This is a genomic window from Serratia sp. CY44782, assembly GCF_052168715.1.
GTDB lineage: Bacteria > Pseudomonadota > Gammaproteobacteria > Enterobacterales > Enterobacteriaceae > Serratia > Serratia nevei.
The window spans coordinates 106,622-131,208 of sequence record NZ_JBJNME010000008.1 but is presented as its reverse complement, the minus strand read 5'-3'; the positions used below and the strand labels follow the sequence as shown (position 1 = coordinate 131,208).

Annotated in this window: 25 protein-coding genes; 9 read left to right on the top strand and 16 right to left on the bottom strand. The window is 62.8% G+C overall.

The annotated features are described in order from the left end of the window. The first annotated feature begins 117 nt into the window (after positions 1-117). Positions 118-1,404, top strand: coding sequence for a glycoside hydrolase family 10 protein (locus ACJ8HT_RS16600; RefSeq protein WP_197653460.1), 1,287 nt, complete (start codon positions 118-120; stop codon positions 1,402-1,404). A 51-nt stretch (positions 1,405-1,455) separates the two neighbouring features. On the opposite strand, the gene ACJ8HT_RS16595 is transcribed toward ACJ8HT_RS16600, so the two are convergent. Then, positions 1,456-2,724, bottom strand: coding sequence for an MFS transporter (locus tag ACJ8HT_RS16595; RefSeq protein WP_197653489.1), 1,269 nt, complete (start codon positions 2,722-2,724; stop codon positions 1,456-1,458). Between the two features lie 147 nt (positions 2,725-2,871). On the opposite strand from ACJ8HT_RS16595, the gene ACJ8HT_RS16590 reads away from it, so the two are divergent. The 3 genes from ACJ8HT_RS16590 (at position 2,872) to bioD (ending at position 5,952) form a co-directional block, all read left to right on the top strand. Then, positions 2,872-3,762 carry a LysR substrate-binding domain-containing protein gene (locus ACJ8HT_RS16590; protein WP_049199177.1) on the top strand — a complete coding sequence of 297 codons (891 nt, stop codon included), beginning with the start codon at positions 2,872-2,874 and terminating at the stop codon, positions 3,760-3,762. 159 nt (positions 3,763-3,921) lie between these two features. After that, on the top strand, positions 3,922-5,142 hold the full coding sequence (mlc, locus tag ACJ8HT_RS16585; protein WP_197653461.1) for a sugar metabolism global transcriptional regulator Mlc: 1,221 nt from the start codon (positions 3,922-3,924) through the stop codon (positions 5,140-5,142). A 144-nt stretch (positions 5,143-5,286) separates the two neighbouring features. Beyond that, positions 5,287-5,952 (top strand): dethiobiotin synthase, encoded by a 666-nt coding sequence (gene bioD, locus ACJ8HT_RS16580; RefSeq protein WP_049199186.1) that lies wholly within the window; start codon positions 5,287-5,289, stop codon positions 5,950-5,952. A 6-nt stretch (positions 5,953-5,958) separates the two neighbouring features. Here bioD and ACJ8HT_RS16575 read toward each other — a convergent pair whose 3' ends face one another. Further along, positions 5,959-6,453, bottom strand: coding sequence for a DUF2938 family protein (locus tag ACJ8HT_RS16575; protein ID WP_197653462.1), 495 nt, complete (start codon positions 6,451-6,453; stop codon positions 5,959-5,961). A gap of 68 nt (positions 6,454-6,521) precedes the next feature. Between ACJ8HT_RS16575 and ACJ8HT_RS16570 the strand changes: the two genes are divergently transcribed. Next, on the top strand, positions 6,522-6,914 hold the full coding sequence (locus ACJ8HT_RS16570) for a helix-turn-helix domain-containing protein (protein WP_169318395.1): 393 nt from the start codon (positions 6,522-6,524) through the stop codon (positions 6,912-6,914). Here the strand turns inward: ACJ8HT_RS16570 and clcB are convergent. The 5 genes from clcB to ACJ8HT_RS16545 all read right to left on the bottom strand — a co-directional run bounded on the left by clcB (position 6,911) and on the right by ACJ8HT_RS16545 (position 11,774). Further along, positions 6,911-8,212: a voltage-gated ClC-type chloride channel ClcB gene (clcB, locus tag ACJ8HT_RS16565; RefSeq protein ID WP_197653463.1), complete on the bottom strand. Its 1,302-nt coding sequence runs from the start codon at positions 8,210-8,212 to the stop codon at positions 6,911-6,913. The genes ACJ8HT_RS16570 and clcB overlap by 4 nt on opposite strands. A 125-nt stretch (positions 8,213-8,337) precedes the next feature. Beyond that, positions 8,338-9,477, bottom strand: coding sequence for an osmoprotectant ABC transporter ATP-binding protein OsmV (gene osmV / locus ACJ8HT_RS16560; RefSeq protein WP_197653464.1), 1,140 nt, complete (start codon positions 9,475-9,477; stop codon positions 8,338-8,340). Further along, the gene (gene osmW / locus ACJ8HT_RS16555; RefSeq protein ID WP_197653465.1) at positions 9,474-10,124 is read right to left on the bottom strand and encodes an osmoprotectant ABC transporter permease OsmW; all 651 of its coding nucleotides are present in this window, start codon (positions 10,122-10,124) and stop codon (positions 9,474-9,476) included. The genes osmV and osmW overlap by 4 nt, the downstream gene beginning before the upstream one ends. Before the next feature lie 11 nt (positions 10,125-10,135). Continuing rightward, positions 10,136-10,993, bottom strand: a complete 858-nt coding sequence (locus tag ACJ8HT_RS16550) for a glycine betaine ABC transporter substrate-binding protein (protein WP_376787979.1) — start codon at positions 10,991-10,993, stop codon at positions 10,136-10,138. Between the two features lie 64 nt (positions 10,994-11,057). Further along, positions 11,058-11,774 carry an ABC transporter permease gene (locus ACJ8HT_RS16545; protein ID WP_004938551.1) on the bottom strand — a complete coding sequence of 239 codons (717 nt, stop codon included), beginning with the start codon at positions 11,772-11,774 and terminating at the stop codon, positions 11,058-11,060. A 509-nt stretch (positions 11,775-12,283) separates the two neighbouring features. Here ACJ8HT_RS16545 and ACJ8HT_RS16540 point away from each other — a divergent pair. Further along, positions 12,284-13,771, top strand: coding sequence for an MDR family MFS transporter (locus ACJ8HT_RS16540; RefSeq protein WP_197653467.1), 1,488 nt, complete (start codon positions 12,284-12,286; stop codon positions 13,769-13,771). Between the two features lie 50 nt (positions 13,772-13,821). Here the strand turns inward: ACJ8HT_RS16540 and ACJ8HT_RS16535 are convergent, their stop codons facing one another. Together ACJ8HT_RS16535 and ACJ8HT_RS16530 are read right to left on the bottom strand one after the other, a co-directional pair. Further along, entirely contained in the window at positions 13,822-14,121 is a 300-nt protein-coding gene (locus ACJ8HT_RS16535) for a DUF1161 domain-containing protein (RefSeq protein ID WP_194572637.1), read from the bottom strand. A gap of 89 nt (positions 14,122-14,210) precedes the next feature. Continuing rightward, a complete protein-coding gene (locus ACJ8HT_RS16530; RefSeq protein WP_038873959.1) occupies positions 14,211-14,579 on the bottom strand; it encodes a DUF1283 family protein in 369 nt (122 codons plus the stop codon). Between the two features lie 148 nt (positions 14,580-14,727). Here ACJ8HT_RS16530 and ACJ8HT_RS16525 point away from each other — a divergent pair, with 148 nt between their 5' ends. After that, a complete protein-coding gene (locus ACJ8HT_RS16525) occupies positions 14,728-15,054 on the top strand; it encodes a YnfA family protein (RefSeq protein WP_197653468.1) in 327 nt (108 codons plus the stop codon). Between the two features lie 36 nt (positions 15,055-15,090). Here the strand turns inward: ACJ8HT_RS16525 and ydfG are convergent, their stop codons facing one another. From ydfG to ACJ8HT_RS16495, 6 genes are all read right to left on the bottom strand, one after another. Then, complete coding sequence (gene ydfG / locus ACJ8HT_RS16520; RefSeq protein WP_025302722.1) at positions 15,091-15,840, bottom strand: bifunctional NADP-dependent 3-hydroxy acid dehydrogenase/3-hydroxypropionate dehydrogenase YdfG; 750 nt, start codon at positions 15,838-15,840, stop codon at positions 15,091-15,093. 125 nt (positions 15,841-15,965) lie between these two features. Next, on the bottom strand, positions 15,966-16,487 hold the full coding sequence (locus tag ACJ8HT_RS16515) for a GNAT family N-acetyltransferase (RefSeq protein WP_197653469.1): 522 nt from the start codon (positions 16,485-16,487) through the stop codon (positions 15,966-15,968). Positions 16,488-16,685: 198 nt separating this feature from the next. Continuing rightward, on the bottom strand, positions 16,686-19,037 hold the full coding sequence (gene fecA / locus ACJ8HT_RS16510; protein WP_197653470.1) for a TonB-dependent Fe(3+) dicitrate receptor FecA: 2,352 nt from the start codon (positions 19,035-19,037) through the stop codon (positions 16,686-16,688). Positions 19,038-19,152: 115 nt separating this feature from the next. Further along, positions 19,153-20,109 carry a ferric citrate uptake sigma factor regulator FecR gene (gene fecR, locus ACJ8HT_RS16505; protein WP_197653471.1) on the bottom strand — a complete coding sequence of 319 codons (957 nt, stop codon included), beginning with the start codon at positions 20,107-20,109 and terminating at the stop codon, positions 19,153-19,155. Continuing rightward, positions 20,106-20,630: a ferric citrate uptake sigma factor FecI gene (fecI, locus tag ACJ8HT_RS16500; RefSeq protein WP_194572635.1), complete on the bottom strand. Its 525-nt coding sequence runs from the start codon at positions 20,628-20,630 to the stop codon at positions 20,106-20,108. Before fecI ends, fecR begins: the two co-directional genes overlap by 4 nt. A gap of 58 nt (positions 20,631-20,688) precedes the next feature. Beyond that, on the bottom strand, positions 20,689-20,871 hold the full coding sequence (locus tag ACJ8HT_RS16495) for a hypothetical protein (protein ID WP_194572634.1): 183 nt from the start codon (positions 20,869-20,871) through the stop codon (positions 20,689-20,691). A 187-nt stretch (positions 20,872-21,058) separates the two neighbouring features. Here ACJ8HT_RS16495 and guaD point away from each other — a divergent pair, with 187 nt between their 5' ends. Further along, on the top strand, positions 21,059-22,375 hold the full coding sequence (gene guaD, locus ACJ8HT_RS16490) for a guanine deaminase (protein WP_197653472.1): 1,317 nt from the start codon (positions 21,059-21,061) through the stop codon (positions 22,373-22,375). On the opposite strand, the gene ACJ8HT_RS16485 is transcribed toward guaD, so the two are convergent. Continuing rightward, the gene (locus ACJ8HT_RS16485) at positions 22,360-23,523 is read right to left on the bottom strand and encodes an MFS transporter (RefSeq protein WP_197653473.1); all 1,164 of its coding nucleotides are present in this window, start codon (positions 23,521-23,523) and stop codon (positions 22,360-22,362) included. The two genes, guaD and ACJ8HT_RS16485, sit on opposite strands and share 16 nt — an antisense overlap. A 103-nt stretch (positions 23,524-23,626) precedes the next feature. On the opposite strand from ACJ8HT_RS16485, the gene ACJ8HT_RS16480 reads away from it, so the two are divergent. Beyond that, entirely contained in the window at positions 23,627-24,541 is a 915-nt protein-coding gene (locus ACJ8HT_RS16480; RefSeq protein WP_197653474.1) for a LysR family transcriptional regulator, read from the top strand. Positions 24,542-24,587: the final 46 nt, after the last annotated feature.

Below are 24,587 nucleotides of genomic sequence, written 5' to 3'. Positions count from 1 at the left end.
ACCGGCGTCGTCTGAACAGGGCGGCGCCGGCAGCGAAATGGCACTGAGAAATCGGGCCGTTTCTTGCTCTGCATACAACGACATGGGATAACCGTCACTCACGGAAGGAGAACCAGGATGCCGACAGGCGCAATAAAATTAGGCGGATGGCTGTTGATGGCCGCCATGCTGGGCGTGAGCGGGTGCGCCAAGCCACCCGAACCGGAGAAGCCCCCGCAACCGACGCCGCCGATAACACCGATGCGGGGCATCTGGCTGGCCACGGTCATTGGCCTGGACTGGCCGCCGGCGGCCTCCCTGAAAGCGGAAACCGCGCAAGAGCGGGTTCGCCTACAGAAGCAGGGGTTGACGGACGCGTTGGACGAGATGGTGAAAACCGGGATTAACGCGGTGTATTTTCAGGTTAAACCGGACGGCACGGCCCTGTGGCGCTCAAACATCTTGCCCTGGTCAGGAGTCTTGACCGGCACCGTGGGCCAGGATCCGGGGTACGATCCGCTGGCCTTTATGCTGCAAGAAGCGCACCGGCGCGGCATCAAAGTGCATGCCTGGCTGAATCCCTATCGGGTTTCTATGAATACCCGCCCACAAACGATTGACGCACTCAATCATACGCTGCAGTCGCCGCCGGCCAGCGTCTATGCGCTGCATCCCGACTGGATTCGCACCGCCAACGAGCGCTTCGTGCTCGATCCCGGTCTGCCCGACGTGCGCAACTGGATCACCGGCGTGGTGGCTGAAATAGCTAAAAACTATGAGGTCGACGGCATTCAGTTTGATGATTATTTCTATTACGAAACGCCGCAATCGCCGCTGGATGATGAAAAGACGTATCGCGCATACGGCAAAGGGTTTGCAGACAAAGCCGCCTGGCGCAGGGACAACACGCTGCAATTGATAAAACAGGTTTCAGCCACCGTGCGCGCCTTGAAGCCCGCGGTTGCGTTTGGCGTCAGCCCGGCGGGCGTCTGGCGAAACCAGGCGGACGATCCTGCCGGCTCGGCGACGCGGGCCGGCGCGCCATCGTACGATACGGCCTATGCCGATACGCGCCAGTGGGTCAAACTGGGGCTGCTCGACTACATCGCGCCGCAGCTGTATTGGCCTTTTGATCGTGAAATTGTCCGCTACGACGTGCTGGCCAACTGGTGGGCCGATGTGGTGAAAGGCACGCCGGTTCGGCTCTATGCCGGGGTGGCGCTGTATAAAGTGGGTACGCCTGCCGCCAGCGAGCCGGCCTGGACCGTCGATGACGGCGTCCCCGAGCTGAAAAGGCAGCTGGATCTCAACGAGAGCCTGCCGGGAATGGGGGGAACCATTCTGTTCCGGCAACGTTATTTGACTGAGCCGCAAACGGACAAGGCGGTGGAGTACCTGCGCACCCGCTGGAAAACCGACCAATAATCACAGGCACTGGCATGACGAGCCGCGGCGAACCACCGCGGCTTTTTCTTTTCAGAGGCGGGCCGCTTCCGGCAGGCGCTTCAGGTAATGCACCACCAACAGCGCCAGCAGCAGCATCAGGCTGATGAACGCCGCCACGCCATTCCAGCCGAAGCTGTGCCAGAACACGCCGCCGAGGGTGCCGGCTACGCTGGAGCCAACGTAATAGCAGAACAGATACAGCGACGACGCCTGGCCTTTGGCGCGGCGCGCACGGCGGCCGATCCAACTGCTGGCCACCGAATGGGCGGCGAAGAAACCGGCGGTGAACAGCATCATGCCGATAAAGATAGCCGGCACCTGCGGCAGCGCGGTAATCAGAATCCCGATCAGCATAATCACGATCGAGGCCAGCAGCACCGGGCCACGCCCAAAGCGTGAGGTGAGCGCACCGGCCTTGGGCGAGCTGTAGGAGCCGGTGAGGTACACCACCGACAGCAGGCCGACAATCGCCTGGCTCAGGTAGTAAGGATCCGCCAGCAGGCGATAGCCGATGTAGTTGAACAGGGTGACGAAGCTGCCCATCAACAGGAACCCTTCCGCGAACAGCAGCGGCAGGCCCTTATCGTGCCAATGCAGCTTGAAGTTGATCAGCAGGGTGCGCGGGCGCAGCGAGCTGGCGCGAAAATGCCGCGAGGCGGGCAGGATGCGCCAGAACATGCAGGCGGCGGCGAGGGCGAACAGGCCGATGACCCCGAGCGATACGCGCCAGGAGAAGAAGTCGGTCAACACCCCGGTCACCAGGCGGCCGCTCATGCCGCCGATTGAGTTGCCGCTGATGTACAGCCCCATCGAGAAGGCGACGAAGCTGGGGTGGATCTCTTCGCTGAGGTAGGTCATGCCGACCGCCGCCACGCCGCTCAGCGACAGGCCGAGCAGCGCGCGCATCAACAAAATGCCGTGCCAGCTGGTCATAAAGGCGCAGATCAGCGTGCAGACCGCCGCCAGCAGCAGCGCCACCACCATCACCGACTTGCGGCCAATGGCGTCGGACAGTGGCCCGGTGAACATCAGGCCGATCGCCAGCAGGCCGGTGGAGACCGAAAGCGACAGGCTGCTTTCCGCCGGCGATACGCCGAAATCTTGCGACAGTACCGGCAGGATCGGCTGCACGCAGTAGAGCAGCGCGAAGGTCGCCAGCCCGGCGGAAAACAGCGCCAGCGTCACGCGCATAAACTGCGGCGTGCCGCGTTCGATATAGGGGAGTTTGTTGTTGAGGGTGGAGCGTTTTACTTTTGGCGCAGCGGCCGCGTCATCGTTGGCGGCCAGCGTCGACGGCATTGCGGCCGCAGAACGCACAGGGGTTGTCACAGCGTTTCCTTACCGAACTTCGGGGAGATAAACAGACACTTTACAGATAACAAAATGATAGGGAGTGGCGAATTTTTTGTCTAATATATTAATAATTAAAATTAAGACGTTTTAAATATGAATATCGAATTGAGACACCTGCGTTACTTTATCGCCGTGGCGGAAGAGCTGCATTTTGGCCGCGCCGCCGAACGGCTGCGGATCTCCCAGCCGCCGCTCAGCCAGCAAATCCAGGCGCTGGAAGAAATGGTCGGCGCGCGGCTGCTGGCGCGCAACAACCGCAACGTCAGTTTGACCCAGGCCGGGGAGATGTTCCTCAAAGAAGCCTACCAGGTGCTCGATCAGGTCGGGCGCGCGGCGGAAAAGGCGGCGCGTCTGGATCGCGGCGAGCTGGGGGAAATGACCATCGGCTTTACCTCTTCCGCGCCCTTTATCGGCGTGGTGTCGCGCAGCCTGCGCGCCTTTCGTCAGCACTCCCCGCAGGTGCATATCAAAATGCGCGAAATCAACACCAAACAGCAGATCGAGCCGTTGCTGAACGGTGAGCTGGATCTGGGGGTGATGCGCAACACGCGGCTGCCGGAGGCGCTTCACTATCAGCTGCTGCTGCGGGAACCGCTGGTGGCGGTGGTGCCGGAAGGGCATCCGCTGGCGGAAACGCCCGGCGGCGCGCTGCGTTTCCAACATCTGGCGCAGGAGCCGTTTGTGTTCTTCTCGCGCGAAGTGGGCACCGCGCTGTACGACGAAATACTGCTGCTGCTCGGCAAGGCCGGCATTACTCCGTACATCACCCAGGAAGTGGGGGAAGCGATGACCATCATCGGGCTGGTCTCCGCCGGGTTGGGGGTGTCGATTCTGCCGGCCTCATTTGCCCGGGTGCGGGTGGACGGCGTGCGCTATTTGCCGCTGGCGGAGCCGGACGCCACCACCGAAGTGTGGCTGGTGCATCACCGCCGGCGGCCGCTGACCGCCGCCGCGCAGGCGCTGATGGCGTTGATGCTGAAATGACGTTGAGCTTGGGCAAATAAAAATCAATTCACGCTGAAATTGCGAGGAATTTGTGCAGCAAATCACATAACGAATCAAATAGTTGACGCTGTATGACAAAAGCCCCACCATAACCCCTAGTCTTTATTTAGAAGCGCGAAAAATAGTAGGAGCAGGTTTGTGATTGCGGTTGGGCAGCCTGGGCATATCGATCAAATCAAACAGACCAATGCGGGGGCGGTTTATCGGCTAATCGATCAACTGGGCCCGATTTCGCGCATCGAACTGTCAAAACGCGCGCAGCTGGCGCCCGCCAGCATCACCAAGATCGTGCGCGAACTGCTGGAAGCCCATCTGGTCAAGGAAACCGAGTACCAGGAAATCGGCAGCCGGGGCCGCCCGGCGGTGGGGCTGGTGCTGGACACCGAGGCCTGGCACTACCTGTCCGCCCGCATTAGCCGCGGCAGCATCACGCTGGCGCTGCGCGATCTCAGCAGCAAACTGGTGGTTGAGGAGGAGCAGCTGCCGCTGGCGGCCGAACACCCCGAACCGCTGCTGAAACGCATCCTGACCGAAGTCGACCAATTCTTTATCCGCCACCAAAGCAAGCTGGAGCGGCTGACGGCGATCGCCATCACGCTGCCGGGCATGATCGACGTGCAGTCCGGCGTGGTGCATCGCATGCCGTTTTACGACGTGCTGGAGATGCCGCTCGGCCCGGCGCTGGAAACCCGCACCGGCCTGCCGGTTTACCTGCAGCACGATATCAGCGCCTGGACCATGGCCGAGGCGCTGTACGGCGCCTCGCGCGGCAGCCAGAACGTGATTCAGGTGGTGATCGACCACAACGTCGGCGCCGGGGTGATCACCGGCGGCCATGTGCTGCACGCCGGCAGCCACAGCGTGGTGGAGATCGGCCACACCCAGGTCGATCCCTACGGCAAACGCTGTTACTGCGGCAACCACGGCTGCCTCGAAACCGTGGCCAGCATTGAGAACATGCTGGAGATCGCCCAGCAGCGGCTGAGCGGTTCGATGAGCTCCAGCCTGCACGGCGCGCCGCTGACCGTCGAATCGCTGTGCGACGCCGCGCTGGCGGGCGATCAGCTGGCGCGGGACATCATTCTCGGCGTCGGTCACAGCGTGGGGCGCATTCTGGCTATCATGGTCAACCTGTTCAATCCGGAGAAGATCCTGGTCGGATCGCCGCTTAACCGCGCGGCGGAGATCCTGCATCCGGCCATCGCCTCCTGCATTCGCCAGCAGGCGCTGCCGGCCTACAGCGAGCAGGTCAAGGTCGAATCCACGCAGTTCTTCAATCAGGGCACTATGCCCGGCGCGGCGCTGGTGAAAGAGGCGCTGTACAACGGTTCATTGCTGGTACAGCTGCTGCAGGGCTAACATCAGAACTTCTTATTAATCCCGCAAAAGATTGAGCTACCTCAAGCCCCTACGTGGCAGCATCCCCTAGAATTTTTCCGAAAGACTTCTTCGCCGCCGGTGCGGCGACACATTGTTAACGGGGCATTCTGGGGCATTCTATTCATGTTGAAGCGTTTATTTGTGACAGGCACGGATACCGACGTCGGTAAAACCGTGGTTTCCCGCGGGTTGATGCAGGCGCTGGCCGCCGAGGGCCGTTCGGTGGCCGGCTACAAGCCGATCGCCGCACGCTGCCAGGAAACCAGCGAGGGCATCCGCAATAAAGACGCTTTGGTGTTGCAGGCATCTTCAACCCTGCCGCTGTCCTACGAGGAGATCAATCCCATCACCTGCCTGGATGAGGTGTTTCACGCGCATGCGACCGAGGACATCAACTATGGCGTGATGAGCAGCGGTCTGCGGGATCTGTCCGCCAAAGCCGACACGGTGGTAGTGGAAGGCAGCGGCGGTTGGCGGGTGCTGATGAACGATCTGCGGCCTTACGCCGAGTGGGTGGTGCAGGAACAGCTGCCGGTGGTGCTGGTGGTGGGCATCAAGCTGGGCTGCGTCAGCCACGCGCTGCTGACCGCGCAGTCGATCATCAACGACGGCCTGCCGCTGCTGGGCTGGGTGGCCAACCGCATCAACCCGGGGTTGGCGCACTATGCCGAAACCATCGCGGCGCTGCAGCAGCGCATTCCCGCGCCGCTGCTGGGTGAGATTCCCTATTTGCCACGCGCGGAGCAGCGCGAGCTGGCGCACTACCTCGATATTTCCACGCTGCTGTAAGCCTGCTCAGGCGTACAGCGCCGCCAACAGCCGGGCGGCGATCAGCAGGCCCAGCCCATACACCGTGTGGGTGAGCAGGCTAAGGAACCGCGCTTTTCGCGGGTAGGCGGTTTTCGCCGCCGCCACGCCAAAGCCCAACGCGGGCTGCATCACCAGAAACGGCGCCGCCAGGCTCAGCCAGCCGCTCAACAGCGCGATGAGCGGCTCCGGCGCCGCATACCACCCGATGCCCGCCAAACCGATCGGGATAAAGGCAAACGCGATGCCGATGGCGTAATGCAATATCCAGCCGATTGTTCTCTCTCCCCGGCGCGGCGGCGCCGTAACGATGGTGGCGTGAAACCAGCGGCCGTCGAACATGCCGAGAAACCAGCGGCCCACCAGCGCATAATCGAGGGAAGGGATGCCGAAGCGCCGCTTCAGCAGCAGCGCCCACAGATCCATGCAGAGGGTGGCGCCAACGCCGGTTAACAAGATGCGCACTAACAGATCGGGGGTCATAGGGGTGTCCTTGGCTCAGTGACGTGATAATGTGCGCAAGTGTGCAACTTAAAGTCGGCTTCAAGTCAATGGCAAAAGAACTGGATATCGGCGCGGTGGCGCGCCTGAGCGGGATCGCGCCTTCCGCGCTGCGGCATTACGAGAAGAAAGGGCTGATCGCGTCGACGGGCCGCCACGGTTTGCGTCGCCAGTACGCCGCCGGCGTGCTTGACCAACTGCGACTGATCGCGCTGGCGCGCCTGGCCGGTTTTACGCTGGACGAGATGAGCGCCTTGTTTGACGATCGAGGCAAGATAGCGCTCGATCGCGGGCTGCTGGCGGCGCGGGCGGATGAGCTGGATCGCCATATCCAGCGCCTGGTGCAGGTGCGCGACGGGCTGCGCCACCTGGTTGATTGCCCTGAACCCGAGCACCTGCAGTGCCCGCAGTTCAGGAAAATCCTGCAGCAGGGCGAGTTCTAAGCCTCGCGTTTGGGCGGCGGCGCCGAATGATACACCGACACCGGCCGCAGGCCGCGCGACACGGTGGTGGCGATCACGCACGAGAGCAGAATGCCGGGCAGCAGCGCGTACTCGCCGGTCATTTCAAACACCATCAGCGCCGCCATGATCGGCGCATGGGTGGTGGCGGCCAGCAGGGTAGCCATGCCGGTCAGCGCCAGCAGCAGCGGCACCGCCGTATCCATGCCCGGCCACAGGCCAAACAGCTGACCGATGATCGAACCGAGCGCGGCGCCGACAAACAGCGTCGGGGTGAAGACCCCGCCCGGCGCGCCCGACCCGCTGCTGGCGAGGATTGCCAACAGTTTGCACACCAGGATCGCCCCCAGCAGCAGCACCCCCGGCGGCGCGATCAGCAGCGCCTGCACCACGCTGTAACCGTTGCCCCATACCTGCGGGAACAGCAGCGAAAGCAGCCCGACGATCAGGCCGCCCAGCGCCAGCTGCAACGGCGGCTTCAATCTCAGCGAGCGGAAGGCATGGCCGGTGGCGGTCATCAGCCATAAAAACAGCGGCCCGCCGGCGCCGGCCACCACGCCGACCAGCGCCATCAGCAGGTATTGCGTCGGCAAGGGAGCCGCGAGCGGCGTCACCAGATAGAGCGGCGCCTGGCCGCCGTTGAGCAGGTTGGTTATCAGCAGGGCGCTGACCGCGGCGATCACCACCGGGCCAAGCGAGGCCAGCATCAAGGTGCCGAACAGGATCTCGGCGATAAACAGGCTGCCCGCCAGCGGCGCATGATAGGCGCTGGCCATCCCGGCGGCGGCGGCGCAGGCCACCCACAGTTTCCACTCTTTCTCGTGCGTAAAGCGCTGAGCGAACAGCGAGCCCACCAGCGCCGCCAGCAGGATCATCGCGCCTTCGCGGCCGATGGCGCTGCCGCTCGACACCACCAGCAGCGACGCCAGGCATTTCACCAGGCTGGCGCCGGTGTCCAGCTTGCCGTTGCCGGTCTCGATCGCTTCCATATAGTCGGTGGGCGCCGCCGGCCGCTGGTGGCGGTAGCGCTGGTGAATATACAGCAGCAGGCCCGCCGCCAGGCCGCCCAGCGCCGGAGTGAGGGCGCGCCGCCAGCCGGGCAGCGCGGCGGCGGCGGCCACCAGGCTGCCGTCGGCATTGCCGAGCAGCAGCCACTCGAGGCCAATCATCGAACGGTGGAACAGCCATACCGCCAGAGCGGCGGCGACGCCGATGAACACGGCGATAAACAGGCTGCGCAACAGGGCGCGGTAGTGGTGCAGGTGGACCAATCTTTTCATGCGTGGGCGGCGTCGTGAGAAAAATCAAAGGGTCATCAGCGCATTGTGCTTGGCGCTCCGGCCGATGACCAGTGAATCTTTAGCAAACTGCGGCGTGGCCGGGGCGATGAGCGCCCCGGGGTGGGTTATTGCGGCGTCAGCACCCGGCGCGTGCGGCCGGAGCTGAGGTAGTCGGCGATGTAATCCTGCGAGATTTCGCCGCTGTAGCGGCCGTCTTCATCGACGATCGGCATCCAGGAGGTGTTGTGCTCGTACAGCTTCGACAGCACCACGCGCAGATTCTCCTCCGCACGGGCGGTGACGCGGAAACGGTGCAGACTGTCGGCGCAGACGCCCGGCGCGCCGCGCGCCTCACGGCGTTTGACGTACCCCAGCGGCTTGCCGTCGGCGTCCACCACCGTTACCGAGCGGGCGTCGATATCGTCCATCAACTCGAACGCTTCCACTAGCGGCGTCTCCCGCCGCACCGTCACCGTTTCCTGCTGATCGGCCACGTCGCCGGCCTGCACCAGCAGCAGGCGCTTCAGCGTGCGGTCCTGGCCGACAAAGGAAGCGACGAACTCGTTCGCCGGCCGCGCCAGCAGCTCATCGGCGCTGGCGTTCTGTATGATTTTGCCCTGGCGGAACACCGCGATGCGATCGCCGAGCTTCAGCGCTTCATCGATGTCGTGGCTCACCAGCATCACGGTCTTTTTCAGCTGGCGCTGCATGTCGAGAAACTCGTTCTGGATGGTTTCGCGGTTGATCGGATCCACCGCGCCGAAGGGCTCATCCATCAGCAGCACCGGCGGATCGGCCGCCAGCGCGCGGATCACGCCGATGCGCTGCTGCTGTCCGCCGGACATCTCTTTCGGGTAGCGGTGCAAAAAGCGCTTGGGATCCAGCGCCACCATGCTCATCAGCTCCTCGGCGCGATCGTGGCAGCGTTTTTTGTCCCAGCCAAGCATGCGCGGCACCACGGTGATGTTTTCCTCGATGGTCATGTTGGGGAACAGACCGATCTGCTGGATGACGTAGCCGATTTTGCGGCGCAGGCTGACGGTATCCAGCGCGCTGGTGTCTTCACCGTTGATCAGAATGGTGCCGCCGGTGGGTTCGATCAGGCGGTTGATCATCTTCAGCGTGGTGGTTTTGCCGCAGCCGGAAGGGCCGAGCAGCACGCAGATTTCGCCTTCCGGCACGTCCAGATTGATGTTGTCGACGGCGTTGAACGGCGTGCCGTTCTTCTGCATGAACTGTTTGGTCAGATTTTCCAGTTTAATCATGAGCGGATCCCCTTGGGCGTAAGCGCAATTTGCAAGCGGTGCAATAACCAATCGAGGACGATCGCCAGCAGGCTGATCATCACGGCGCCGGTAATCAACTGGCGGATGTCGCTGCTGCTGATGCCGTTGAGCAGCAGCAGGCCGAGGCCGCCGGCGCCGATCACTGCGGCGATCGCCATCACGCCGATATTCATCACTACGGCGGTGCGAATGCCGCCGAAAATCACCGGCAGCGCCACCGGGATCTCTACCCAGCGCAGGCGTTGCCAGAACGTCATGCCGATGCCGCGGCCGGCTTCGCGCAGCCCGCCGGGCAGGTTGTCGAGCGCGGTGTGGGTGTTGCGCACGATCGGCAGCAGCGAGTAGAGGAACACCGCGGTGATCGCCGGCACGTAGCCGATGCCGTGGCCAATTAAGGAAAACAGCGGGATCATCAGCCCGAACAGGGCGATGGAGGGCACGGTCAGCACCAGCGTGGCCAGGCTCAGCACCGGCGTCGCCAGCCATTTGCGGCGGACGATCAGCACGCCGAGCGGCACGCCGATCAGGATCGCCAGGCCGACGGCGACGCCGACCAGCAGCAGGTGCTCCAGCGTCAATCCGGCGATATAGGCCCAGTTTTGCCAGGCGTAAAGTACAGTATTCATCACATGCCTCCCTAAATCAGGCCGCGCTGCTTGAGGAACGCGTCGGCGACCTGTTGCGGCGTCTGGTAGTCGATATCCACCCTGGCGTTAAGCTCGGTGATCACCTGATTGTTGAACTGTTTCGACAGCGTGTTCAGCGCCGCTTCCAGCCCCGGCGTGTTTTGCAACACGTCGGCGCGTACCACCGGCGTGACCGCATAGCTCGGGAAATAGCCTTTGTCGTCTTCGAGCACTTGCAGATCGAAGCCTTTCACCCGGCCGTCGGTGGTGTACACCAGACCGGCATCGACGAAGCCGTCGCGGATGGCGTTGTAAACCAGGCCGGGGTCCATTTGGCGGATTTGCGGACGATCGAGCGGCATGTCGTACAGCGCCTGCATCGGCTTCAGGCCGTCCGAGCGGCCGGCAAACTCCAGATCCAGCCCCAGCAGCCAGTTGTGTTTCGGGTCGGTTTTACGCACCTGTTCCACTTTGGCCACCAGCTGCGACATGGTGCGAATCTGCTCTTTTTCCGCGCGCTGGCGCTGCATGGCGAAGGCGTAGGTGTTGTTCATGTCCGCCGGCTGCAGCCACACCAGGCCGAGTTTGGCGTCGAGCTTTTTCGCCGTGTCGTAAGTTTCCTGCGGCGTCATGCGCTTATTGATGTGGTTAAAGATGATCAGCGAGGTGCCGGTGTATTCCCAGGTCATGTCGATCTGTTTGTTGATCATGGCGTTGCGGGTGATCACGGTGGCCAGATTGGTCTTGGGTTCGACCTGAAAACCTTTGGCCCGCAGGTATTGCACGGTGATCGCCGACAGAATGCGCTGTTCGGTAAAGTTCTTGCTCGCCAGCGTGAGCGGGGCGGCCCAGGCGGCCGCGCCGGTCATCAGCAAAGAGAACAGCAGCGCGTGGCGGAGGTGTTGTAACCATCGAGTCATCGCGTTTCTCCCATCAGGATGCGGTATGCGGGCTGAGCCGGCGGCCGAGACCGGCCAGCGCCAGATCCAGCAGCAGGGCGATCAGCGCGGTGGCAGCGGCGCCGAGGATCAGCGTCGGGAAGTCGTTCAGGTAGATGCCGGGGAAGATCAGCTCGCCGTAGCTGCTGGCGCCGATCAAAAACGCCAGCGGCGCGGTGCCGACGTTGATCGCCATCGCGATGCGCACCCCGGCGAAGATCACCGGCAGCGCGTTGGGCAGTTCGACCTGGCGCAGCCGCTGCCCGGCGGTCATGCCAATACCGTTGGCGGCCTCGACCAGCGCCGGCGGCACCGAACGCAGGCCGGCATAGGTATTGCGCACGATGGGCAGCAGCGAGGCGAGGAACAGCGCCACCACCGCCGGTCGGTCGCCGATACCGATGATCACCATCGCCAGCGCCAGCACCGCCAGCGGCGGCAGGGTGTTGCCGACGTTAAAGATCTGCATCACGTGCTCCGCCCAGCGGCGGGCGAAGGGGCGGCTCAGCAGGATGCCGCTGGGAATGCCGACCAGCAGCGACAGCAACATGGAACACACCACCAGGAACATGTGCTGCTGGCCGAGGTAAATCAAATCTTCCCGGCGCGACTTGAGGGTTTCCCAACCGATGCCGTAAACCAGCAGCGCGATGACGGCGATAAACAGCAGGCTCCCGAGGAGCAGGCGCCGGTATGGCGCTGACTTGTGCATGATGTTGCGTCCTCCGTTGCGCGGAGCGGCCGACGAGACGGCGCATTCCGCTCTGATTGTTACCCACTGCCCGGCGGGCGTGGCGGTACAAAACGGGCGTTTCGCATGAGGTTAGCGACATTGAGCGCAGGGTGTGTTCGGCATAGCGTGCTGAACGGTGGCTCAATACGTGAGTTAATCAGCATAAGATACTGATATTTAAACTAGAGAAAGCACGAAGCCCAATGACCCCGGCTAGGGAAGGTATAGCACCCTGTCGTTGGCCATGCCAAGTTTTATGAACAAAATCAGTTGATTGAGATTACGCGGATCGGCGCCTCAGCCCGCGTCAGCGCTGGGATGAGGGGAAAGTGAAAAAAATCCGCAGCAAAACGTTACGCCGTAACAATCAGTCCAAATGGTGCGATTCGCCGCCGGCAAAGACAGGATGTGAGGGCGGATAGACTTGGCGCAGGCGCTTGCTGATATACTCAGGGAAAATAAAAACGCCAGGAAACCTGCATAACGCCATGACAAATAACGTTTCACCCGCACCCATCGCCCACCGCCCGTTGATTCTGATCGCCTGCATGCTGGCGATGTTCATGTCGGCGATCGAAGCCACCATCGTCGCCACTGCCATGCCGACCATCATCGGCGATCTCGGCGGCTTCTCGCTGCTGGGGTGGGTATTCGCGGTCTATTTGCTGGCGCAGGCGATCACCATCCCCATCTACGGCCGCTTGGCGGATCTCTACGGCCGCAAGCGGGTGTTCTTCTTTGGCGCTACGCTGTTCCTGCTGGGATCGGTGCTGTGCGGCTTCGCCCCCGACATGTATTGGCTGATCGGCTTCCGTCTGCTGCAAGGGTTGGGCGCCGGTGCCATCATGCCGATCGCCTCCACCATCATCGGTGACATCTACAGCGCCACCGAGCGGCCGAAGGTGATGGGCTACCTGTCGAGCGTATGGGGCGTGTCGGCGATCATCGGCCCGCTGCTGGGCGCGTTTATCGTCCAGCATCTGCCGTGGGCGCTGGTGTTCTGGGTCAATCTGCCGATCGGCCTGCTGGCGATGTTCTTCCTCTGGCGCTATCTGCCGGCGCATCAGCAGCTGCGGCGGCACGCGCTGGATCTGGTGGGCACCGCCTGGCTGACGCTGTTCGTTTCGGCGCTGCTACTGGCGCTGTTGCAGATGGAAAGCCTGGGATGGTGGGTGGCGCCGCTGCTCGCGCTGGCGGCGGCTTCGCTGGCGCTGCTGATACGTCAGGAGCGGCGCGCGGTCGAACCGCTGTTCCCGCTGGCGCTGTGGCAAAGCCGGGTGATCGTCGCCGGTAACATCGGTGGGCTGGTGATCGGCGCGGCGATGATGGGCATCAGCGCCTTCCTGCCGACTTTCATTCAGGGCGTGATGGGCGGCTCGCCGCTGGAGGCGGGCACCACGCTGGCGCTGATGTCGATCGGTTGGCCGCTGGCCAGCACGCTGAGCGGCCGTTTGATGCTGATGACCTCGTATCGCGCGACGGCGCTGCTGGGGGCGCTGCTGTTGGTGGCGGGCGGCCTGATCCTGCTGATGCTGCAGCCGAACGGCGGCCTGCTGTGGGGCCGGGTGGCGGCGTTTATGGTCGGCGCCGGCATGGGGCTGTGCAACACCACGTTTTTAGTGTCGGTGCAGAACGCGGCGCATTACAGCATTCGCGGCATCGCCACCGCCTGCACGGTATTTACCCGCATGGTGGGTTCTGCCATCGGCACCGCCATTCTGGGCGCCACGCTGAACCTCAACCTGCAGTGGCGTTTGCCTGAAATCGACGATCCGGTGCAACGGCTGATGGAGCCGGCGGTGCGGCAGAGCATGGGGAGCGAAGCGCTGGCGCAGCTTATCCAGCAGGTGGCGGCTTCGCTGCATTGGGTGTTCCTGGTGTCGGCGCTGGTGTCGTTGCTGGCGCTGGCGGCGGCGATGCTGATCCCGGCGCGTTGTCGACCGCAGGGCGAAGAGGAAGAGGCGGAGCAGGCTTAAGGGAAAAGGAAAGGGCGCGGCTGTTGCGCGCCCTGGGTAGCCGATGCGGCTTACTGCGTGTTGGAGGTGTCCTGGCTGGTGCCGGTCTGCGCTGCGTCACCGCGATCGTCGCCGTTGTTCAGGCGGGTATAGACGATCTTCTGGGTGTCGTTTTCGCAGTGGCCGACCACTTGGCCGCCGGCCTGATCGGCCTGATCGTTAGGCACGATCTCCAGTTTGAAGCCGGACTCCGGAACGCCGTTATTGATGATTTTTTGCGAAATGTCCGCTTTCACGCTTTCGCAGGAGGCCAGGGCCGCCAACGGCGCGCTGGCCAGCAATACAGCGGTTAATATCAGCGTTTTTTTCATCACGTCATCCTTTTAGACAATGGACTTCCTGTAACAGGATAGCAGTAACGGCGGCCGGGTTTCACGCTTGCCCGCCCGCCGCAGGCGGATTAAGGAATAATCCGACGCCCGGTCTGGCGATCCAGGCATTTACGGGTGTCCGGCTCCCAGTACGCGTTGACGTTGTTGCTGTCGTTGCAGCGGTCTTCGTCATCCGCCGCGCGATCGGCCTTGTCGAACTCTTTCTCGACGCGAGTGTTAACCTTGTGGCGCAGGGTTTTGGTATCATTCCACTGCTCTTTGCTCTGGCGCGCTTCTTCGGTGCTCATCGCGCCGCTGCCTTTGCCATCGACGGTGACGCAGGTGCTGCCCTGAGTGCAGGTGGCGGCCAGCGCCGGCGCCTGCCAGGCGCCCATGACGGCCAGCATGGCGACCGGCAGCATCCCGCGTAGCAGTCGTTGGGTCGAAAATGTTTTCATCGTTTCATCCTTATGAGTGAGTGCGCCTGATGATGGCGACACTGGCGTTACCTCGCCCGCAGGCGTGGTGACAAATATACCACTGCGTTCCTGGAATTCACCAGCCAAGCGCCGATTCGTTTAATTTACCGAGAGAAAACTGCGACCGATGTTAAAAACCACGCTGTTGTTTTTCGCCACTGCGCTCGCCGAAATTATCGGCTGTTTCCTGCCTTATCTCTGGCTCAAGAAGCAGGGCAGCGCCTGGCTATTGCTGCCGGCGGCATTGAGCCTGATGCTGTTTGTCTGGCTGTTGACGCTGCATCCGGCGGCCAGCGGGCGGGTCTACGCGGCCTACGGTGGCGTGTATGTGGCGACGGCGCTGCTGTGGCTGCGGGTGGTGGACGGGGTGAAGCTGTCCGCGCTGGACTGGGTGGGCGCCGGAGTGGCGCTGCTGGGCATGCTGATCATCGTTTCCGGCTGGCGCGCGGCCTGAGGAAACAGGGCGGGAGTCGCCTCCCGCCGTTGGAGATCAGGCGCCGCGGTGGATATTCAGCCCGGCGAAGGACTGGCTGACCGGCATCATTTCCAGCGTGTTGATGTTGACGCGCGCCGGCAGCGTCGCGACCCAGAACACCGACTCGGCGATGTCTTCCGGCGTCAGCGCATCGGCGCCTTCGTAGGTTTTGTTGACCTTGCCGTCATCGCCCTTGAAGCGCACGTTGGAAAATTCGGTGCCGCCCACCAGGCCCGGCTCGATATCGGTCACGCGGATGCGCGTGCCGTGCAGATCGGCGCGCAGGCCCAGGCTGAACTGTTTGACGAACGCCTTGGTGGCGCCGTACACGTTGCCGCCGGCGTAAGGCCAGTTGGCGGCGGTGGAGCCGATGTTGATCACATGGCCGACGTTGCGCTCGACCATGGCCGGCAGCAGCGCACGCGTCATGTTCACCAGCCCTTTGGCGTTGGTGTCGATCATGGTTTCCCAGTCATCGGCGTTGGCCTTGTGCGCCGGCTCCAGCCCCAGCGCCAGCCCGGCGTTGTTCACCAGTACGTCGATCTGGCGCAGCTCGGCCGGCAGTGCTTCGATTGCCTGTTGAATGGCGGCGCGGTTGCGCACGTCGAGCCGCACGATGTGCAGGGCTTGCCCTAATTCGTCCTGCAGCTCTTCGAGACGCTCAAGGCGGCGCCCGGCGGCGATCACCTGATGGCCTTCACGGATAAAACGGCGCGCAATGGCCTCGCCGAAACCGGAGGTGGCGCCGGTAACAAAAATAATCATGTTGCTGTTCCTCAACTGTTTTTACCCTACATGCCTCTATCATTAGCACAAACCCGCAGGCAGTGGCAGCGGTTATCACGGCGGAACGCAAAAAAGGTCACACCGGGCCGGCGGCCCGATGCTGATTAGCGCTGAGGCGGCAGGTGGTACACTACGGCGTCATACTTGATGCGTTCGCAGCGGCCGGCCAGCACGCCGCCCAGCGACTCGGCCAGGCGGCGGCTGGCGGTATTCTGCTCGGCCACCGGGTAGACAAGGTGCGGTGGCTGAAAGCGGTCGGTGGCCCAGCGCGCGATACTTTGCACGATTTCGCGGCCGTAGCCCTGGCCGTGCAGGCCCTCTTTCACCCAGATGCCCAGCTCCGGGGTGCGGCTGCGCAGGTTATGCGCGCCGCCGACGCCGACGAACTGCCGGTCTTCGCGCCGACGGGCGACGAAGATCACTTCTTCACCTTCGCGCATCAGCGGCAGCCAGCCTTGCCAGACGTTGGCGAAATCTTCCGGCGACGCCTCCGGCTCAAAGGTCATAAAGCGCGTCAGAGTGGGGGTGATCGCCTGGTAAACATCGTCGGCGTCTGCTGCGGTAAAAGGGGCAATCAACAAACGGTCGGTGTCCACGCGGCACTGAGAAAGGTCATTATGATTCATCTTATTTTCCCTCGCTTTTCAGGCCAGAACGGCAAAAATCCGCGCCCATAAATTAGGGCGGATTGTCGATATTACGCGCATTGGCGGCAGAAGCGACTTATTTTTCGTCGCTTGGGCAAGGTGAGAAAAATGGATGGGTGACAATGTCACGTTATGGATGAAGCGGCGAGCGCGATGAGGTGCGCCCGCCGCTGAGTGTCAGAACTTCACCGAGCCTTGCAGATAGATCGTGCGCGGCTGGCCGATGTACAGACCTTTGTTATTGTCGTCATAGGCGCGGGTGAAATACTCGTGGTTGAACAGGTTTTTCACGCCGACGCCCAGATTCAGGCCGGCCATTTCCGGGCCGAAATCATAGGCGGCGCGCACGCCCCACAGCATATAGCCGGGAATGCGGCCGGTGCTGCCGTCGGCGCTTTCCGCCACGGTGTTGGCGTTGTCGGCGAACTGGCTGGATTGGAACTCGCCGTTAAGGTTAAACGCCCAGTTGCCTGGCGTGTAGTCCAGCCCCAGCGTGCCTTTATGCTTCGGCGAGAACGGCACCTGATTGCCCTTGTAGCCACCGTCTTCACGGATGGTGGCGTTGACGTAGGCGTAGCTGGCGTAGGCGGTCAGGTCGTCCAGTTTCGGCGTCAGCTGCGACAGATCGTAACGCAGGCTGCCTTCCAGCCCGGCGTGGCGGGTTTTGCCGCGCGCGGTCACGCTGTCGGTCACCTGGTTGGAGTCGTACTGGTTGTTGAAGTTGATCAGGAACAGCCCGATCTCACCGGTCAGCGCATCGCCGGCGTAGCGGGTGCCCAGCTCCCAGGTGCGCGCCTTCTCGGGTTCAATCTTGCCGCTGTCGACCGCTTTGCCCATCTGGCTGTACTGTACGGTGCCGAAGGAGCCTTCGGTGTTGGCGTACAGGTTCCAGTATTCGTTCAGGTGATACATCACGTTCAACGCCGGCAGCGGCGCGTTATAGCTGACGTCGAGGCGGTTGTTCTTGATGTAGTTGTTCTGATACGACTTGATGTACTCGTAGCGCATGCCCGGCGTGATGGTCCAGTCGCCGATATCGATGCGATCGTCGATATAGAAGGCGTGCGCCTCGGTGCCGGACTGGGTATCGCGATCGTACGGGCTGGCGGTGGACGGCAGCCGGCCGGTGCTGGCCTTGCTGGTGTAGCGCAACTCGTGGGTGGATTCGCTGACGTAGCGGTAGCCGACGCCCACCTCATGCGCCGAATCGCCCCAGCGGAAGCTCTGGCTGTAGCGCGGCTCCACGCCGCGCACCCAGTATTCGCGCGGCGACAGCGTCAGGTTTTTGCCCTGATCCAGATAGCCGCTGCGCAGGGTGTAGGTGTAGAAGCTCTGCACGTCGAACTTGTGCTGCTGATCCGGCTGATACTGATAGCCGAAGTTCGCCAGCTGGCGCCGGCCCCAGAACTTGTCGTACGGGCGCGTGGACTGGAACGGGTTGGCGTTGTAGTCCGCCCGGCTCAGGCCGCCCGGCATGTCCGCTTCGCCTTCGTAGTATTGCAGCAGGCTGTTGAAGGTGTGCACCTCGTTCGGGGCGTAACGGCTTTTCAGCATCACGTCGTCGATCTTGGTCGCGCTGTGTTCGCGCCAGTCGCTGCCGCGGGTGCCGGAGTAGAGCAGCGCCGCGCCGAGGCCGTTGTCGGCGGTGCCGCCGATCATCAGGTTACCGGTGCCTTTCGGGTGATCCTGGCGCGAGGTCGGGCTGAGCTGCCCCTGCATGCCGGCCTCCATGCCGAAGGTTTTCGGGATGGCACGGGTGACGAAGTTGACGACGCCGCCGACGCTCTGTGGCCCGTAGCGCACCGCGCCGCCGCCGCGCACCACGTCAATCGCATCCATATTGCCGAGCGAGACCGGCGCCAGCGACAGCTGCGGCTGGCCGTAAGGGGCGAAGGGCACCGGGATGCCGTCCATCAACACGGTGGAGCGGCTGGCGAGGCGCGGGTTGAGGCCGCGAATGCCGAAGTTCAGCGCCATGTCATGGCTGCCGGTGCCGTTGTTCTCAGGTGCCACCACGCCCGGCACGCGGTTCAACGCTTCGCGCACGGTGGTGGTGCCGGTTTTGGCGAATTCTTCGCGGCGCACCACGTCGCGTGCGCCGGGATGTTCGAACACGTCTACCTGACGGCCTTCCGCCAACCAGTCACCGACCACGGTGATGTCTTCTTCCTTCTGCGGCTGCGGCAGTTTGGCCAGCGTGTAACCGTGGTTGCCGAGCGCTTTAGCCTGCAGGCCGCTGCCGGCCAGCAGGGCGTTCAGGCCGTCATCGACGCCATAGCTGCCGCTCAGGCCCGGCGAACGCTTACCGGCGGTCAGCGTGCCGTCCACCGAGAGCGCGATGCCGGCGCGCGCGGCGAACGCGTTCAGCGCGCCGTCCAGCTCACCGGCCGGAATGTGATAGGTTGCAGCGGCGCTGGCGGCGCTCGCCGTCAGCGGTGCGGCGAAGGCCAGGCCAATGGCCACGGCCAGCGGCGTGGCCCGTTTTCCCCAAAGCGAAGCCGGCGCTCCCTTTCCCCAAGCGTTGTTCATACCTTCTCCTGAATCATTTTTTATTTATTGCTGCAGTGTTTTCCTGGGAGTCGGATGAGCAAAGCAAAAGGGACAATCAAGAATGCGATTTTTTATCATTTTCATTTAAAAAGATTCAGGCGGGGACGATTTGCAGCCAGTAGCGGGTAAAGCTCTGCAGGCGCACCGGCAGGGTCTGGCTGAGCAGGGCGAGGGCGCGATCGGTATCGTTGAGCGGGAAACTGCCGCTAACGCGCAGGCCGGCGACGGCCGGATCGCAGCTCAGATGGCCGCGCCGGTAGCGCGCCAGTTCGGCGATCACCCGGTCCAGCCGCCACTGGCTGACGCTCAGCACGCCGCGCAGCCAGCCGTCCTCCGCCGCAGCCGGTTGCTTTTCGCTGAAGCTCGCGGCGCTGAAGCTTATCTGTTCTCCGGCCTCCACCCGGCGAGTTTGCCGCGCGTCCTGCGCCAGCTGCGCTTCGACCGCATGCTCCAGCACCGTCAGGCGCGTCTCGCCGCCGCTCTCACGTACCAAAAAGCGGGTGCCGAGCGCGCGCATCGCCCCCTGTGGGCTTTGCACCCACAGCGGCCGGGGGTCGCGTCCGGTAACCAGGCTGATCTCCCCGGCGTGCAGGCGGATCAGCCGTTGGCGATCGTCGTAATGCACGTCCACCGCACTGGCGGTGTTCAGCACCAGCTGGGTACCGTCGCTTAACACAATGGGTTTGATCTCGCCGGTGGCGGTGCGGTAGTCGGCGCGCAGCTCCCGGCCGAGCGGCGACTGGTAAAGGAAGCCGCCGCCGCCCACGCCGAGCAACAGCAGCAGGCTTTTCAGCAGGGTGCGGCGATCGATCGCCGATTGGCGGCCGGCGCGATCGAGCGCACGGTAGCTGAACTTGCCCGGTACGCCCTGCAGCTGGCTCTGCAACGCTTCGACGCGCTGCCAGGCCCAGCGGTGATCGTCATGCTGCTGATGCCAGGCTTGCCACTGTTGGCGCTGGCGGTCGGTGACGTGCTCATCGCACAGCAGGGCGTACCAGTGTGCGGCCATTTTCAGCGCCTGGCGCTGCTCGGGGGTGATGGCGGTGCTCATGAGAAAACGTCGTTTTCCAGGCTGAACAGCAGGCAATGCTCGGTGGCCTTGGCCATGTATTTTTTAACCGAGCTGACCGACACGCCGAGGCGTACGGCGATGTCCGCATAGCCCAGGCCTTCGAGCTGCGACAGCAGGAAGGCCTGTTTCACCTTCGGCCCCAGGCCGTCGAGCATGGCGTCTATCTGCTGCAGGCTTTCCAGCAGGCTCTGGCGCTGCTCCGGCGACGGGGCATAGCCGTCCGGGATCAGCGCCAGCATCTCCAGATAGGCGCGCTCCAGCGTTCTGCGGCGAAACAGATCGACCATCACCCGCTTGGCGACGGTGACCAGAAAATCTTTCGGCTCGCGCAGGGTTGCCGCGGCGTCGCTTTTCAGCAGGCGCATGAAGGTGTCCTGCGCCACATCGTCCGCGTCGAAAGCGCAGCCCAGCCGCCTGCGCAGCCATCCCTGCAACCAGGCATGGTGGGTGGCGTAAAGGCGCGACAGCGCGGTGTGCTGGGCAGAAGCGGTGGCGGACATGGTTTTCGCATTGCTGGTCAAAAAGATGCGCGGATGATAATTGAGAATGGTTATCGTTTCAAGTTTGTCGGGTGGCCTGCGGAATACGGCAGACCGCTTTGTATCGCGTTGAAATAACCGCAACGGCCGCGAAAATATCCGCTTGCCCGGTAAAGGTGCAGCGGCGGGGTGTTATTCCGACAAGCAAACGGTTGCTATTGGTCTGCCGTTGAAGAACGCCGCGCGTTTTATTCTTTTTCATCGATTGGTTTTCTTTGATTAAATTAATATGTCTCTGTTTTTAAATGTAAATGTATTTTATGGCCGCCTATTGGCACACGGCTTGCTATGCTTAACCCGGGCTTTGAGTTTGGGTAATAAAGGCATTGTTTCATCAGCGAAGATTATTACGCGGGTGAGCTTGGCCGGTCGTCACAAGGAAGAAAATAATGGCACTGCAATTCACCACGGCTATTCGTGGCAATTTTTTTGATATCACCGCCTGCGTGGAGGAAGCGCAACAGCTCGACGAACGCCTGCGGCACATTCCCGACGGTTTGTTGCTGCTCAACGAGGGCACCATCGTCTGGTTCGGCAGCTGGCAGCAGGGTGAGGCGCTGTTGCCGCCGGGCTTCGCGGTCACGGAGTATCGCGACAAACCGATCGTGCCGGGCTTTATCGACACCCATATCCACTATCCGCAAACCGAAATGATTGGCGCCTATGGCGACCAGCTGCTGGGGTGGTTAAACAATTACACCTTCCCGACCGAAAGCCGTTACGGCTGCGAACAGCACGCCGACGAGATGTCGGCCTTCTTTCTGCGGGAGTTGCTGAGCAACGGCACCACCACCGCGCTGGTGTTCGGCAGCGTGCACCCGCAGTCGGTCGATGCGCTGTTCACCCAGGCGCAAGCGCTGAATATGCGCCTGATCGCCGGTAAGGTGATGATGGATCGCCATGCGCCGGAGGCGCTGCTGGAAACGCCGGAGCAAAGTTATCGCCAGACGCGTGAGTTGATCGAACGCTGGCACGGCAAAGGCCGCCTCGGTTACGCCATTACGCCGCGCTTTGCGCCCACCAGTACCCCGGCGCTGCTGGCGCAGGTGCAGCGGCTGCGCGAAGAATTCCCCGACGTTTGGCTGCAGACGCACCTGAGCGAGAATCCGCAGGAAGTGGCCTGGGTAAAATCGCTGTTCCCGCAGAGCCAATGCTATCTGGACGTTTACCATCGTTACGGCATGACCGGCGGCAAAAGCGTGTTCGCCCACTGCCTGCACCTGGAGGAGCAGGAGTGGGACTGCCTGTGCGAGACCCGCTCGGCGATCGCGTTTTGCCCCACCTCCAACCTGTTCCTCGGCAGCGGGCTGTTCGACCTGCAGCAGGCCTGGCGCAAGCGAGTGAAGCTCGGCATCGGCACCGACGTGGGGGCCGGCACCACCTTCAATATGCTGCGCACGTTGGACGAGGCGTACAAAGTCGGCCAGCTGCAGCATTACCGACTCTCCGCCGTAGAAGCGTTCTATCACGCCACCCTGGGCGGCGCCCGCGCGCTGGCGCTGGACGACAAAATCGGCAACTTCAACGTCGGCAAAGAGGCGGATTTCGTGGTGCTCGATCCGGCGGTCACGCCGCTGCAGCAGTTGCGCTACGCCAACAGCGCCACGTCGGCGGAACAAGGGTTCGTGCTGATGACGCTGGGAGACGATCGTAACATTTATCGCACCTATGTGGATGGCAAGGTGGTTTATCAGGCGCCGCGCTGACGCAGCCGCGCCTGCAGCCAAACGCTGAGCGGCGCGACGGCGACCGCGCTCAGCGCGCACAGCCATAACAGGCGTTGCAGGCTAAGCGGGGTGAGGCCGCTGCTCAGCAACGCGGAGGAGAGCAAGAAGGCCGCCGTGGCGCTCAGGTGTATCAGGGCGGTTTGCAGTACGCCAAAGGCGGCGCGCTGCCGAGCGTCCGGCCAGCGCATGCTCAGGGAAGAGATCGCCACCAGCCGCGCATAGGCCGCCGCGAGAAACGCGACCATGAACAGCTCTCCGCGATCGCCGCCGCGCGCCGCCAGCCACAGGCTGCCCAGCAGCAACAGCGTGGCGCCCACCGTCAGCGTCACGGCGCTAAAGCGTTGCAGCCAGCGGCCCGCCAGCACGGTCGCCAGATAGCCGGCCACGCCGCCGATGAGAAACAGCCAGGGTAAATGCGCGTCTGCCACCTGTAGCCGCTGGGTGAGCAGCGGCGCCAGCACCGGGATCAGCAGCATCGGGCTGAACTGCGTCAGGCCGGCGGCGGCGGCGAACAGCAACAATCGGCGATCGAGCGCGACGGGCGCGGTAGCCCGTGGCTGCGGCGCATCCCTGGGAACGAACAGCGCGACCAAGACGGCCGCCAGCAGACACAGCCCGCCGATAGTCACCAGCGCGGCGCGCCAGCTTGCCACTTCGCACAGGTACAGCATGCCCGGCATGCCGACAATGCTCACCAAAGAAAAGGACGCGATCACCGTCGCCAACATTCTGCCGTGCAGTGCGGCCGGTGCGGCGTTGAGCAGCAAGCCGATCCCAACGCCCATCGTGGTGCCGCCCAACAGCCCGGCCAACAGCCGCAGTGCCAACAGCCAGTAAAACTGCTGGGTTGTGGCGATTAATAAGGTGGTCACGCCCAGCAGCGTGACGTTGAGCATCAGAAAGCGCCGCTTCTCAACGCCGCCGATCCAGAAAAATGCGCCGATGCCGGAAATCACCGCGGCCAGCGTATAGGCCGCGCTGACATAGCCGGCGAAGCTGACGGGCACGGAAAAATCGGCGGCCATGTAGAGGAATATCGGGTTGAATACCATGTATTCCAGTGCGTTGGTGAACTGAATAAAGGCGATGACCAGCGCTATCGCCGTCAGCTTTCTCGTGGGTGTCATAAGCATCTATCGGTTGCAGAGTCAGGCCGGCAGTGTAGCGCTTGGCGTTGATCGGGATTAGATGGTAGAAATGGTATGGTTTGTTATCAAATCAGGGATAATCATGCGCGATAAATTGGATTTAAACCTGTTACGCATCTTCGTGGCGGTGGTGGAGCAAGGCAGCTTCGTCGGCGCGGCGCGGGCGCTGGCGATGCCGACCTCCAACGTCAGCCGCTATATCTCTCAGCTGGAGCGCCAGCTCGAGCAGCGATTGATAGAACGCAGCACCCGCTCAATGCGGCTGACGCCGAACGGCCAGCTGTTGCATGAACACACCCAGCCGCTGCTGGCGTCGCTGGAACACACTGCGCAAACCCTCAGCGAACGGCAGCAACAGCTGCGCGGGCCGCTGCGCCTGTGCGTGCCCAATGAAGTGGGGCCATACCTGTTGGGCGAGCCGCTGGCGGCGTTCGCCCTGCAGCATCCGCAGATCGAAATCAGCTGCGTCACTAACCTGGCGGGTATGACGTCGCTGCTCGACGATGTCGATCTGGCGGTGATGATCAGCCGGGGCATGCTGGACGACAGCGACTATGTCGCGCAGCCGCTGGCGTCTTTCCCCTGCATCGTGGTGGCCGCTCCGGCGCTGCTGGCGCAGTGGCCGCCGTCGTTGGAGATTGAACAATTCACGCAATTGCCCTGCATCAGCACGGTGAATGCGCTGAAGGGGATGCCGTGGCAGTTCATCCGCCCGGACGGAACCTTCGTTACCGTCCCGGTCAATACGCGCTATCGTGTCAACAGCGGGGAGATGGCGCTGAAGGCGGCCTTGGCCGGCGTGGGGTTCGCCATGCTTTCCGAGCTCGGCTGCCGGCCGTTTCTGGCCGACGGCCGTTTGGTTGAGGTGCCGCTGGCACTGCCGCCGGCGCCGTTGCAGCTGTATGCCGTTTACCCCGGCCGGCGTTATCTGCCGGCCAAAACGTGCGCGTTGCTGACGTTCCTGATACAGCAGGTTGGCGAGGCGGCCAACTTCTAATCACTTGTTTTTGCTCAAACTGCCAACTGCACCTAAGCTAGGAGGT